This window comes from Xanthomonas arboricola pv. populi, from assembly GCF_002939945.1.
Classification (GTDB): domain Bacteria; phylum Pseudomonadota; class Gammaproteobacteria; order Xanthomonadales; family Xanthomonadaceae; genus Xanthomonas; species Xanthomonas arboricola_A.
Window position 1 is genome coordinate 230,401 of the sequence record NZ_MDEB01000004.1, and the last position, 13,313, is coordinate 243,713.

The 13,313-nt window shown below is 67.5% G+C and carries 9 protein-coding genes and 1 other RNA gene; 9 read left to right on the forward strand and 1 reads right to left on the reverse strand.

Features of this window, described 5'->3' with window-relative positions; all coding sequences use genetic code 11:
• From treZ to XaplCFBP3123_RS13235, 6 genes are all read left to right on the forward strand, one after another.
• Positions 1 to 1,758 (forward strand): malto-oligosyltrehalose trehalohydrolase, encoded by a 1,758-nt coding sequence (gene treZ / locus XaplCFBP3123_RS13210; RefSeq protein WP_104534458.1) that lies wholly within the window; start codon positions 1 to 3, stop codon positions 1,756 to 1,758.
• The gene (locus XaplCFBP3123_RS13215) at positions 1,755 to 3,704 is read left to right on the forward strand and encodes a 4-alpha-glucanotransferase (protein ID WP_104534459.1); all 1,950 of its coding nucleotides are present in this window, start codon (positions 1,755 to 1,757) and stop codon (positions 3,702 to 3,704) included. Before treZ ends, XaplCFBP3123_RS13215 begins: the two co-directional genes overlap by 4 nt.
• Positions 3,701 to 6,304, forward strand: a complete 2,604-nt coding sequence (treY, locus tag XaplCFBP3123_RS13220) for a malto-oligosyltrehalose synthase (protein ID WP_104534460.1) — start codon at positions 3,701 to 3,703, stop codon at positions 6,302 to 6,304. The genes XaplCFBP3123_RS13215 and treY overlap by 4 nt, the downstream gene beginning before the upstream one ends.
• A 13-nt stretch (positions 6,305 to 6,317) precedes the next feature.
• Positions 6,318 to 6,491, forward strand: coding sequence for a DUF2934 domain-containing protein (locus XaplCFBP3123_RS13225; RefSeq protein ID WP_104534461.1), 174 nt, complete (start codon positions 6,318 to 6,320; stop codon positions 6,489 to 6,491).
• Between the two features lie 124 nt (positions 6,492 to 6,615).
• Positions 6,616 to 8,778: a glycogen debranching protein GlgX gene (gene glgX, locus XaplCFBP3123_RS13230; protein WP_104534462.1), complete on the forward strand. Its 2,163-nt coding sequence runs from the start codon at positions 6,616 to 6,618 to the stop codon at positions 8,776 to 8,778.
• A gap of 16 nt (positions 8,779 to 8,794) precedes the next feature.
• Positions 8,795 to 9,427, forward strand: coding sequence for an NAD(P)H-binding protein (locus XaplCFBP3123_RS13235; protein ID WP_104534463.1), 633 nt, complete (start codon positions 8,795 to 8,797; stop codon positions 9,425 to 9,427).
• Positions 9,428 to 9,600: 173 nt separating this feature from the next.
• Here XaplCFBP3123_RS13235 and XaplCFBP3123_RS13240 read toward each other — a convergent pair whose 3' ends face one another.
• Positions 9,601 to 10,377 (reverse strand): SDR family NAD(P)-dependent oxidoreductase, encoded by a 777-nt coding sequence (locus XaplCFBP3123_RS13240; protein ID WP_104534464.1) that lies wholly within the window; start codon positions 10,375 to 10,377, stop codon positions 9,601 to 9,603.
• A gap of 213 nt (positions 10,378 to 10,590) precedes the next feature.
• Here XaplCFBP3123_RS13240 and XaplCFBP3123_RS13245 point away from each other — a divergent pair.
• From XaplCFBP3123_RS13245 to XaplCFBP3123_RS13255, 3 genes are all read left to right on the forward strand, one after another.
• Positions 10,591 to 10,667, forward strand: a non-coding RNA gene (locus tag XaplCFBP3123_RS13245) — sX9 sRNA.
• Positions 10,668 to 10,910: 243 nt separating this feature from the next.
• A complete protein-coding gene (locus XaplCFBP3123_RS13250; protein ID WP_104534465.1) occupies positions 10,911 to 12,320 on the forward strand; it encodes an FAD/NAD(P)-binding protein in 1,410 nt (469 codons plus the stop codon).
• Between the two features lie 521 nt (positions 12,321 to 12,841).
• Positions 12,842 to 13,273 carry a VirK family protein gene (locus XaplCFBP3123_RS13255; RefSeq protein ID WP_104534466.1) on the forward strand — a complete coding sequence of 144 codons (432 nt, stop codon included), beginning with the start codon at positions 12,842 to 12,844 and terminating at the stop codon, positions 13,271 to 13,273.
• The last annotated feature ends 40 nt before the right edge of the window (positions 13,274 to 13,313 follow it).

Consider the following 13,313-nt stretch of genomic DNA (forward strand, 5'->3'; position numbering starts at 1 on the left):
ATGAACGAGCGCAATGACACCACGCCGGCATGGGGCGCATGGCCAGCGGGTGAGGGACAGGTGCGCTTCGCGCTCTGGGCACCGGATGCCAGCAGCGTGGAGGTGGTCTTCGACGACGGCGCGCGCGTCGCGCTGCAGGCCGCGCAGGATGGCTTCTTCAGCGCGGCGATCGCCTGCGCGGCGGATGCGCGCTATCGCTACAGTGTCGATGGCGGCGAACCGGTACCGGATCCGGCCTCGCGCTGGCAGCCCGAGGGCGTGCATGGCCCCAGCGCCGTGCAGCCAACCGATGGCTACGCCTGGCAGAACACCCAGTGGCAGGGACGGCCATGGGACGAGGCGGTGATCTACGAACTGCATGTCGGCACCTGCGGCGGCTATGCCGGCGTGCAGGCGCAATTGCCGCAGCTGGCGGCGATGGGCATCACCGCGATCGAGCTGATGCCGCTGAGCGCATTTCCGGGCGCGCACAACTGGGGCTACGACGGCGTGCTGCCGTACGCGCCGGTGGAAGCCTATGGCACGCCGGACCAGTTGAAGGCGCTGATCGACGCCGCGCACGGACACGGCCTGATGGTGTTGCTGGATGTGGTCTACAACCACTTCGGCCCGGACGGCAATTATCTGCACAGCTATGCCGCCCCGTTCTTCAACGAGGACAAGCCCACTCCGTGGGGCGCGGCGATCGATTTCCGCAAGCCGCAGGTGCAGCGTTACTTTCTCGACAATGCGCTGATGTGGCTGCACGAATACGGTTTTGACGGCCTGCGCCTGGACGCGGTGCATGCGATCACGCCGAACGCGTTCCTGGATACCCTGCGCGAGACCGTGCAGGCCAGCCTGCCGGCCGGCCGCCACGTGCACCTGGTGCTGGAAAACGAGGCCAACCAGGCCTCGCAGCTGCAACGCGGCTACACCGCGCAATGGGACGACGATTTCCACAACGCCCTGCATGTGCTGCTGACCGGCGAGGAGGAAGGCTATTACGCGGCCTTCGCCGACAAGCCCACCGAGCACCTGGCGCGTGTGCTCGGCGAAGGCTTCGCCTACCAGGGCGAGCCGGACCCGCGCGGGCATGTGCGTGGCGAGCCGAGCGGGGCGCTGCCGCCGCACAAGTTCGTGGTCTTCGCGCAGAACCACGACCAGATCGGCAACCGTGCGCGCGGCGAGCGGCTGAGCGTGCTGGTCTCGCCGCAACGCCTGCGCGCTGCGCTGGCACTGACGGCGCTGACGCCGATGATTCCGCTGTTCTTCATGGGCGAGCCGTGGGGCGCCACGCAGCCATTTCTGTTCTTCACCGACTTCGGCCCGCCGCTGGACGATGCGGTGCGCGAAGGGCGGCGTCGCGAATTCGCGCACTTCGCCGCATTCGCCGACGAAGCGCAGCGCGCCACCATTCCCGATCCGAACAGCCACGACACCTTTGCCGCCTCGCGCTCGCCGATCGAAGACGCCGCGCAAGGCGACGGCGCGCAGTGGACAGCCTGGTTCACCGCGCTGCTGGGCGTGCGCCGCCAGTGGCTGGTACCGGCGCTGGCACAGGCGCGCGCCGTGGGCGCCAAGGTGCTGGCCGACGGTGCAGTGACCGCCAGCTGGGAATTGCCTGGCGGGCTGTGGCATATCGCCTTCAACGTCGGGGCCTCTGCGGTGCCGATGCCGCCGCTGCGCGGACGCGTGGCGCATGTCGAAAACGTCGCTGCCGACGCGCAGCAGTTGCCGGTCGATGGCTTCATCGCCTGGCACGAGGCGCGCGCATGAGTACGCACGATCCGAGCAGAAGCGATCTGCATGCGCTGGCCGGCGCGGCCGGGGTGCTGGTGGACTGGGTGGATGCCAGCGACCAGCCACGTCAGGTGTCCGATCAATCGCTGCATGCAGTGCTCACCGCGCTGGAGCTGCCTGCCGGCACCGCTGCGCAACGCGAAGACAGCCTGCGTCGCTGCAAGGCGCAGGCCACCGCGCCGGCGCCGCTGCTGACCGTGCAGGTCGCCGAGCTGTTGCCGGTGTCTGTTGCCGCCAATGCCAGCGGCCGTTGGGTGGACGACAGCGGCGCCACTGAGCCGGCGCGTGCCGATGCGCAGGGCCAGGTGCGTGCGCCGCAGCGTTTCGGCTACTGGACGCTGCAGATCGGCAGCCTGACCCAGCAGGTTGCGGTCGCCCCGCAACGCTGCTTCAGCGTGGCCGATGCCTGTGGCCTGCCGGCACCGCGTGCCTGGGGCATGGCGCTGCAGGTGTATTCGGCACGCAGCATCGACGACGCCGGCATCGGCGACGCAGCGGGCACGGTGGAATGGGTGCGGCATGCCGCACTGGCCGGCGCCGATGCCCTGGCCCTGAGCCCGGTGCATGCCGCGCGCCCGGTCACCGGCGGCTACAGCCCGTATTCGCCCAGCGACCGGCGTTTTCTCGATCCCCTGCATGCCGCACCGGTGCGCGTGCTGGGCGAGCTGGCGCTGGAGGCGATCAACGAGGTGCCCGGCCTGCGCGAGCGCTTCGAGACGCTGCACCGCAGCGCCTTGATCGACTGGCGGGCCTCCGCGCAGGCCAAGTGGCAACTGCTGCGTCATCTCTACACACGCGTCCCCGCCGATCATCCCGATCTGCTTGCCTTCCGCAGCGAGGGCGGTGCTGCGCTGGAAGGCTTTGCACGGTTTGCCGCGCAGGATTTCGGCGATGGCGATCCGCAGCTGCATGTATTCACCCAATGGCTGGCGGCGCGCAGCTGGTCCGATGCGCAACGCCAGGCGTACGAGCGCGGCATGAAGATCGGCTTGATCGCCGATCTGGCGGTCGGCTTCGATCCCAATGGTGCCGAAGCGGCGGCCGCCGCAGACACTGTCCTGCGTGGCCTGGTGCTGGGCGCGCCGCCGGACGCCTTCAATGCGGACGGTCAGCATTGGGGCATCGGTGCGTATTCGCCCACCGCGTTGCGGCGTAGCGGCTATGCGCCATACATCGCGCTGCTGCGCGCGGTGCTGCGCGATCGCGGCGGCATTCGCATCGACCATATTCTGGGCTTGTTGCGGCTATGGGTGGTGCCCGAAGGTGCCAGCTCCAACGAAGGCGCGTATCTGGCCTATCCGCTGCACGACCTGCTCAATCTGCTCGCGCTGGAATCGTGGCGGCATCGCGCGATCGTGATCGGCGAAGACCTCGGGGTGGTGCCGCCGGGCATCCGCGAGGAACTGTCGCGGCGCGGGGTGATGGGGATCGATGTGTTGATGTTCACCCGCGACGAGAGCGGCGCCTTCATGTCGCCGGCGTTGTGGCGGCCGGATGCGCTGGCCACCACCACCACGCACGATCTGCCCACGCTGACCGGCTGGCGCGAAGGCGGCGATATCGACTGGCGACGCAAGCTGGAACTGATCCAGCCCGCGCAGGCCAAGGACGATGCCACGGCCCGCATCCAGGATGTGACGCGTCTGGATGCGGCGGTCGAACACGCCGGCCTCAGCGTTGCGGACGACCCGCTGCTGGGCGCGCTGCGCTTCACCGCCACCAGCGTGTCGCCACTGGCCTTGCTGCCGGTGGAAGACGCGCTGGCGCTGCCAGAACAACCCAATCTGCCGGGCACCGTCGAGGTCCATCCCAACTGGCGTCGACGCCTGCCCGATCCCTTGCCGCATGCGCGCCTGAGTACGGCGCTGCAGGGCTTTGCCGAGGCGCGTCGCGCCGCGGCCGTTTCGGAACCGCATCCATGATCGAGCTTCGCGCCACCGCCCGCCTGCAGCTGCATGTCGGCTTCACCCTGCACGATGCGCTCGCGCAGGTGCCGTACTACGCCGGGCTGGGCATCAGCCATCTGTACCTGTCGCCGATCGGCACTGCGGTGCCCGGCTCGACGCACGGCTACGACAATATCGACCCGACCGTGGTCAATCCCGAACTCGGTGGCGAAGACGCGCTCATCGCCCTGTCGCAGGCCGCGCGCGAACACGGCATGGGCCTGATCGCCGACATCGTCCCCAACCACATGGCCACGCATGCGGATAACGCGTGGTGGTGGGATGTGCTGCGCAACGGCCGCAGCGCAAAGCATGCCGACTGGTTCGATATCGACTGGCGCGCCCCGGGGCGCGACGGCAAGTTGTGGCTGGCGGTACTGGACCGCCCGTATGCCACCGCGCTGGCCGAAGGCCTGATCACCCTGGTGGTCGAGGACGACGGCAGCGCGGCACTGGCGCATTACGACCAGCGTTACCCGATCCGCCCGCAGACGCTGGACGTGCCGGAAAAGGCCGCGCGTACGCAGTGGCTGCGCGACTACAACGACGGCGCCAAGCGCGGCGATGGCCGTCTGCACAAGCTGATCGAACGCCAGCCGTATCGCTTGAACTGGTGGCGCGTGGGCAACGACATGCTCAACTACCGTCGCTTCTTCGACATCACCTCGCTGGTGGCATTGCGGGTGGAGCTGCCGGCGGTGTTCGACGCAGTGCATGCGCTGCCGCTGCGGCTGGTGGCCGAGGGCCATCTGGATGGCTTGCGCATCGACCATGTGGACGGGCTCACCGACCCCACCGGCTACGTGCGCAAGCTGCGCAGCCGGCTGGATGCGGCCGGCCGCACCCGTGGCCTCAAGCCCGGCACGCTGGGCCTGTATCTGGAAAAGATCCTGGCGCCCGGCGAAGCCTTGCCGGCCGACTGGCCCTGCGATGGCACCACCGGCTACGACTTCATGGACCAGGTCGGCGGCGTGCTGCATGACGCCGCCGGCTTCAAGCCGCTGGCGCGTGCCTGGCAGAAGGTGAGCGGGCGCAGTGGCGACTTCGCACAGGAAGAGCGCGCCGCTCGCGACGAGATCCTGCGCGGCCCGCTGCAGACCGAATTCAATCGCGCCGTCGGTGCGTTGTCGGCATTGGCGCGGCTGGACCCGCCCACGCGCGAGTTCAGCCCGCAGATGCTGGCGCGCGGCCTGTGCGTGTTGCTGCGCTGGTTCCCGGTGTACCGCACCTATGCCGGTGCCAAGGGCGTGACCGGCAGCGAAGCCGAGCGCCTGCGCGCCACTGCCGCGCGCGCGCGCGCGGGCATGCCGGAGTCCATCGTTGCGGCCGTCGATGCGATCGAGCGCTGGCTGGTCGACGATGCCGGCGCCGATCGCGCGCAGATCGCCCTGCGGCGCATCCTGCGTCGTCGCGTGGAGCAGTTGTCCGCACCGCTCAATGCCAAGTCGGTGGAAGACACCGCGTTCTACCGGCACGGCGTGTTGTTGTCGCGCAACGAGGTCGGCAGCCATCCGACCCACTTCGCCAACGACCCGGCCGACTTCCACGCGCAGAATCTCGAACGCGCCAAGCACTTCCCGCGTGCGTTGCTGGCCACCGCCACGCACGACCACAAGCGCGGCGAAGACCTGCGCATGCGGCTGGCGGTGCTGTCCGAGCAACCGCGCTGGTGGATCGAGCAGAGCACCCGGTTCGATGCCTTGGCCGAGACGCTGGAGGCGCCGGCATTGGCCGGCGGCGATCAACAGATGCTCTGGCAGACCCTGGTGGCCGCTTGGCCGATCGGCCTGGGCGCCGACCAGACCGAGCCGCTGGCCGAGTACGCCGAGCGCATTGCGCAATGGCTGCTCAAGGCGGTGCGCGAGGCCAAGCTGCACACCAGCTGGACCGACGGCTCGCCGGCCTACGAACAGGCCGTGCAAGCGACCGTGGAGCAGGTGCTGTGCAGCCGCGCCGGGCTTCCGCTGCGGCGGGCGCTGCTACGCGCCAGCAACCACATCGCCGCGGCCGGTGCGCGTAATGCGCTGGTGCAGACCACGCTGCGCCTGACCGTGCCCGGTGTGCCCGATCTGTATCAGGGCACGGAGGGGTGGGATCTGTCACTGGTGGACCCGGACAACCGCCGCCCGGTCGACTACGCGCAGCGCCAGCAGTGGCTGGCGCAGGCGCGCGACTGGAACACGCTGCTGCGCAGCTGGCGCGATGGCGCGGTCAAGGCACGTCTCACCGCGCTGCTGCTGCAGCTGCGTGCCGACCATCCGTCGCTGTTTGCGAAGGGCGACTATCAGCCGTTGAGCGTGGCCGCCAATGGCAATGCGCAGGTGCTGGCGTTCCGGCGTCAGTACCGTGGCCAGTCGCTGGTGGTGGCTGTGACGCGGCTGGGTGCCGGCAACGCGGGCGATGGCGATCTGCCGCTGCTGGTGCCGCCGGCCAGCTGGGGTCAGGCGTCGTTGGCGTTGCCACAGGCCACTTACCGTAATGTGCTCGATGGCAGCACGCTGCAGCCGCAGCACGGCCGCGTGGCGATATCCACGCTGTTTGCACGTGCGCCAGTGGCAGTGTTGTTGACCCCCTAAGAGAACGTACGCAATGAACGACACGGAACGGCAAGCGCGGCTTCGCCAGTTGGCACAGGAGATCTGGGAGGCCGAAGGCCGCCCGGACGGCCACGCAGATCGGCATTGGGCCATGGCCGAGCGCCTGGTGGATGCCGAAGAACGCGCCGCCGAGCAGGCTGGCCCGTCGGCGACTGCACGCCAGTAACGGTGCCTCTGGCACCTTGCATGGTTCACTCTGCAGGCTGCGCCGTGTCAGGGTGAGCCTGCGCAGGCACGCAGGCACCCGCATTCGCTCAGCGTTTTGAGTTCACCGTTCTCAGGAGTTACCGATGGCCACCCGCAAGTTCACTCAGCGCTCGCGCATCCGCGAAGGCCGTCCCAACCCGCTCGGCGCCACCTGGGATGGCCTGGGAGTCAACTTCGCGCTGTACTCGCGCAACGCCACCCGGGTGGAACTGTGCCTGTTCGACGAGCGTGGCCGCGAGCAGGAGCGCTTGGCGCTGCCCGAATACACCGACGAGGTCTGGCACGGCTATCTGCCCGACGCACGCCCCGGCCAGCTGTACGGCTACCGCGTGCACGGACCCTACGCACCCGAGGCCGGGCATCGCTTCAACCACAACAAGCTGCTGCTGGACCCGTACGCCAAGCAGATCGTCGGCGAGCTCAAATGGGCGCCGCATCTGTTCGGCTACACCATCGGCCATCGCGACAAGGATCTGAGCTTCGATCGCCGCGACAGCGCCGCGTTCATGCCCAAATCCGCCGTGATCGATCCGGCCTTCACCTGGGGCCAGGATCGTCCGCCGCAGACGCCGTGGAACCGCACGGTGATCTACGAAGCGCACGTGCGCGGCCTGAGCATGCTGCACCCGGCAGTGCCGCCGGAAAACCGCGGCACCTTCTCGGCCCTGAAGACCGACGAGCTGATCGACCACATCAGCTCGCTCGGCGTCACTGCGGTGGAGCTGCTCCCGGTTCACGCCTTCGTCGACGACCAATACCTGCTGGAAAAAGGCCTGCGCAACTACTGGGGCTACAACACGCTGGGGTTCTTCGCACCGCAGGCGCGCTACATGTCCACGCGCACCGTGGCCGAGTTCAAGCAGATGGTGGCGCGGCTGCATCACGCCGGGCTGGAAGTGCTGCTGGACGTGGTCTACAACCACACCGCCGAAGGCAACGAGCTGGGGCCGACGCTGTCGTTCAAGGGCATCGACAACGCCAGCTACTACCGCCTGGCCGACGATCGCCGCTTCTACATCAACGACACCGGCACCGGGAACACCTTCGACCTGACCAACGTCGGCGCGCTGCGCATGGTGATGGACTCGTTGCGGTACTGGGTGCAGGAAATGCATGTCGATGGTTTCCGCTTCGATCTGGCCACCATCCTCGGGCGCGAGCGTTACGGCTTCGATCCATCGGGCAGCTTTCTCGATGCGGTGCGCCAGGATCCGGTGCTGAGCCAGACCAAGCTGATCGCCGAGCCATGGGACATCGGCCCGGGCGGGTACCAGGTCGGCAATTTCCCGCCGGGTTGGGTGGAATGGAACGACAAGTTCCGCGACAACGTGCGCGCGTTCTGGCGTGGCGAAGGCGGCCAGCTGGCCGAACTGGCCACGCGTTTGACCGGTTCGGCGGATCTGTTCAACCACAGTGGTCGTCGCCCCACCGCATCGGTCAACTTCGTCACTGCGCACGATGGCTTCACCCTGCGCGATCTGGTCAGCTACGAAGGCAAGCACAACTTCGCCAACGGCGAGGAGGGCAGGGACGGCAGCGACCACAATATCTCGGCCAATTATGGCGTCGAGGGCGACACCAACGACCCGGCCATCAAGCAGCTGCGCCGTCAGCAGATGCGCAACCTGCTGGCCACGTTGCTGCTGTCGCAGGGCACGCCGATGCTGCTGGCCGGCGATGAGTTCGGCCATAGTCAGAACGGTAACAATAATGCGTATTGCCAGGACAACGAACTGACCTGGATCGACTGGACTGCCGCCACCAAGGCCGCCGCCGCCGATCAGGCTGCGTTCGTGCGGCGGTTGATCCGCATCCGTCAGCGTTATCCGTTGCTGCATCGTGCACGTTTCTTCGACGGCAAGTTCGACGAAGCGCTGGGCTTGAAGGATCTCACCTGGTTGGCACCGGACGGCCACGAGATGGACGAAGCCAGTTGGCACGACCCGGAAGCGCGCGCGCTGATGTTGCGGCTGGACGGCCGCTCGCCGACCACCGGTCTGCGCGAGATCGCCGCCAACGTGACCTTGCTGATGCTGATCAATGCCGCCTCCACCAGCGTGTCGTTCACGCTGCCGGCGATGCACGACGAGCACTGGCGCGTACTGATCGACACCGCACGTCATGGCGGCCGCGTGGTGGCCGGCGGCAGCGAATGGAAGGCGCCGGCGCACTCGCTGACCTTGCTCGCAGTGGAGCGCGATCGCATCGCCAGCAGCGCGCGTATCGTCTCCGAGGGCGCACGCTGATGGCGGGGGCGGTCTGATGGACGTGTTGTTGGCAGGGGCCACCGGTCTGGTCGGCAGACATGTCCTGCAACAACTGCTGGCCGACGCGCGCTGTACCGGCGTTATGGCGATTACACGCCGGCCGTTGTCGCAGATCCATCCAAAGCTGCGCAACCAGGTGATCGATTTCGAGCGCCTGGACCACTGGACCGCACCGCGCATGGAAGCGGCCATCTGCGCCCTGGGCAGCACCATGAAACAGGCCGGCTCGCGCGAGGCGTTCTATCGCATCGATCACGACTACCCGATGGCGCTGGCACGCGCCGCCTGCGCGCAGGGCACCTCGGTGTTCGTGCTGAATTCGGCCGCCAGCGCCGATGCGCATTCGCGCATCTTCTACAACCGCGTCAAGGGCGAACTGGAACGCGATCTGCGCGCGGTCGGCTTCCCCTCGCTCACCTTCGTGCGCCCGGGCCTGATTGGCGGCGAACGCGAGCAGCGGCGCACCGGCGAACACATCGGCAGCCTCGTGCTGGGCGCACTCGGCCCACTGCTGCCACGCCGCTTCCGCATCAATCCAGCCGAACGCATCGCCGCCGCCATGGTGAGCGCCGCGCTGGCACCGGCGCGTGGGGAGCACAGTGTCGAGGCGGCGGAGTTGGCCGGCTAACGCTGTCTCGTCGCCTCGTCACGAGGAAGTCGGATAGATGTGAGGAGCAGCCGTGTCGTAGGAGCGTGCCTGCGCGAGATGGGGTGTTACCGATAGAGCCTCGTCGCGCGCAGGCACGCTCCTACAGGTTCGCGCGCAGCGGATTGCCATCTACGTCAGCATAAATGTCGTGCTCACACCCCCAACGACTGCCCGCCATCCACCGCCAGCACCTGCCCGGTGATCCAGCGCGCTTGCGGCGAGGCGAGAAACAACGCCGCATCGGCGATGTGCTGCACCTGACCGAATCCGCCGAACGGAATGCTGTCGCGGATGCGGGCATATAGCTCCGGTTCTTCATCGCGGCGCCGGGCCCATAGCCCGTCGGGAAACTCGATCGAACCGGGCGCGATCGCGTTGACACGGATGCACTCACGCGCGAGTTCGGCGGCCAGCGTGGTGGTGTAGTAATTCAGTGCCGCCTTGGCGGTGGAATAGGCGATTGCGCGTGGCGTGGGGCGTTGCGCATTGATCGAGCTGATGTTGAGGATCACCGCCGCAGCGCTGTTGCGCAGGTACGGCAGCGCGGCGCGATTGCAGCGCACGGCGGCCATCAGGTCGACGTCCAGACCGGCCTGCCAGCTGGCATCGTCGTTGCCGTGCCCATAGCCGGAGGCGTTGTTGATCACCACGTCCAGGCCATCCAGCGCCTGTGCTGCGGCCTGCACGTAGGCCTCGATCTGCCCAGCATCCGACAGGTCGCAGGCGAAGGTATGGACCGGTGTGCCATGTGGTGCCAACGCCTGTGCGGCCTGTGCCAGGCCATCGGCATTGCGTGCGCACAGCGAGACCTGCGCGCCGTTGCGCACGAACGCTTCGGCAATGGCCAGGCCGATGCCACGGCTGCCGCCTGCGATCAGCACGCGTTGATTGCGCGGCGAGATTTGCGTGGGTGCTGCGGAAATGGACATGGCGGACACTCGATCGGAAACCGACATTATCGAGCAGCCCGGTCATGACGCGGTGCTCGGTGCCGTTGCAGTGTTGAACGCATCATCGCAATGTCTGCTGTCAGTTCCACTCTTCCACCGCTTCTGCCAACGGCGCGCCGGCCACCGCGCATAGCGGGCTGGCGATCTACTGCGCTCATCCCCAGGCGCGCGCGGCCGGTGCTCGGAATTGCCATGTGCCACTCGTACACTCAGGTTTTGAGCGCGCCGTCCACACGCCCCGAGCGATTGCTCGCCACGTTTTGTCAGTCACCCTAAGTCGCGGCGCGCAGCGCTGCGCTACGCGCCAGGTTGGGAGCCATGCACCGGCACCTGTCTGCGCTCGCGTGCGCTGTCATCTCCCTGCAATGCAGCGCGCGCGCGGCTTGCGACGCAGGCCTCATCACCAAGCATGATCAGCTCATGCGTTTTCGGTTGCTCGCTACTAACCATTTGTTTACACGCTTGCATCGCGCTGCGGGCAAAACGTGCGGGTCATTCAGTGGGAGTTGCACATGGAAACCCATATCACCGTCATCGGTGCCGGCTTTTGCGGCACCGCGCTGGTCCGTGCACTGGCGCAGACGGCCGATGCGCAGGTGCGCATCACCCTGGTCGGCGTGGCCGAGACCTTCGGCAGCGGCATCGCCTATGGCGCCGCACGGCCGGAGCACTTGCTCAACGTACGCGCCAAGGACCTGGGAATCGATGCGCAGGCGCCTGGCGCCTTCGCCGACACCCTGCATCTGGGCGACAGCGGGCGACTGGAATTCCTGCCGCGGCTTGCCTATGGCGACTATCTGCGCAGCGAGCTGGATACTGCGGTCAGTGGCGCGCAGGCGTCGATCGTGCGGCTGTCGCAGGAAGCGGTGGCGGTGGAGCGTGCACGCAAGGGCTTCCGCGTGTTCCTGGCCAATGGTGACGCCTTCCACAGCGATCGTGTGGTGCTGGCGGTGGGCGCATTGCAGCCGCAGGCGCTGGCCGGCATCGGCCCGCGCCTGAGCGTGCATCCGCGCTATATCGGCTGGCCGTGGCAGGGCGATGCCCTGGCGCGCCTGGCGCCGGACGACGACGTGCTGATCGTCGGCACCGGGCTGACCATGGTGGATGTGGCATTGACCCTGCACACGCGCGGGCATCGCGGCCGTCTGCTGGCGATCTCGCGACGCGGCCTGGCGCCGCAGGCGCATCTGCGCCAGCCGGGCGCGGCGCTGGAGTTGCCGCCACATCTGCAGCGCGCGCTCAAGGATGCCGACCTGCGCGGCCTGCTGCGCGGCGTGCGCCAGCTGAGCGCCGTGGTCGACGACTGGCGACGCGTGGTGGATGCCTTGCGCGCGCATCTGCAACCGCTGTGGCAGCGGCTGGAATTGCCGCAGCGTGCACGTTTCCTGCGCCATCTGCGCCCGTATTGGGAAGTGGCGCGGCATCGGGTTGCGCCGGGCGCGGCGGAACAACTGGCGCAATTGCAGCAATCGGGGCAGCTGCAGATCGTCGCAGCGCGGCTGCTGCGTGCGCGTTGGGTACCCGACGGCGTGGAGGCGGTGATCCGCCCGCGTGGATCGGCCGACGCGCAGACCGCTCATTACGATGCGGTGATCCGCGCCACAGGGTTGGATACCGATATCGACCGCACCAGTGACCCGCTGATCGCCGGCATGCGCGAAGCCGGGCTGTTGCGTGCCGACCCGCTGGGCCTAGGCGTGGACACCGATGCGCAACTGCGCGTGCGCGATGGCACCGGGCAGATCGTGCCGGGGCTGTATTGCGTGGGTCCGCTGCTGCGCGGGCGTTATTGGGAAATCACCGCCGTGCCGGAGTTACGCGTGGCCACGCGTGCATTGGCAGAACGCCTGTTGCTGGGTGCGATGCCGGCGTTACAGCCAGAGCCGGAACAGGTGCCGCGCGAGGTCAATGGGCGTTTGTAGCGAGATGTGCGGTCATTCCGACGTCTTTACTGACGGTCGGGCGTTGAAGCTTCGGAGATCGTGGGTTCGAGCCCTTCTCCCATCGGGAGAAGGTGGCGCGCCCGCGCCGGATGAGAGTGCGCGCGCAGCCTGGTGGGGCTGGATGATTCTTTGAAAAAAGTGGTTCCGGTCGACGCGCCAGTCGTAGGAGCGGACCTGGCCGCGACTGGGGCGTGACCTGCACCCCTCGCAGCGCTTTACGCGTGCATCGGACACTTGCGTGATGCGCATATCGTCTGCCGTCTGCCGTCTTTCCCCTGTCATTTTTTCTGGCGCGGAAGACGCCCGATCACGCTGCGAGCAGCCTCTGCGCGCGCAGGCATAGCCCGCATCCGGCAATTTCGTGCGGACTTCGCCAAACAGCGCAATCATGCAGCGTGATGCGTAGCGCAGCGCGCCGGTGCAGACAGGACTAGGTCATGTTGATCGCCCTGGGCTGCGTACAGTCCAGGTCGCTTCATTCCCTCGTCCTGGAGTTCGCCATGCCCCGTCTTGCTCCCGCCACCTTGCTCGCCACGCTGTGCGCCTGTGCGCTGCCCGCCTGGGCCAGCGAATCGCTCAATACCCGTGCTGAAGTGCTTGCAGCCCTGGAATCCGGTTACGACGTCAGCCTGACCACCGACCTTGGCCGCTGCACACCCGAAGAAGGCACGCCGGTCACGCAGACCCGTGGCGGCCGCCATATCGATGCGTATCGCATCACCGAAGACGGCACCGCCGCGTTCTCCGGTTCGCACTTCACCGTGGCCAACGACGGCAAGCCGATCCAGCAGTTCATGCGCTACCAGCTGCGTCCGGATGGCAGCGTGCGTTTCACCACCTACATGTACGACCTGCCGGGTCTGCAGCAACGCGGGCCGGTGCTGGCGTATCAATGCACGATCAATCAAGGCATCCGCTTCCACGCCGATTGAGCGCGTTGCATGTACTGCGCGATGCCACGGGATGCGTGGC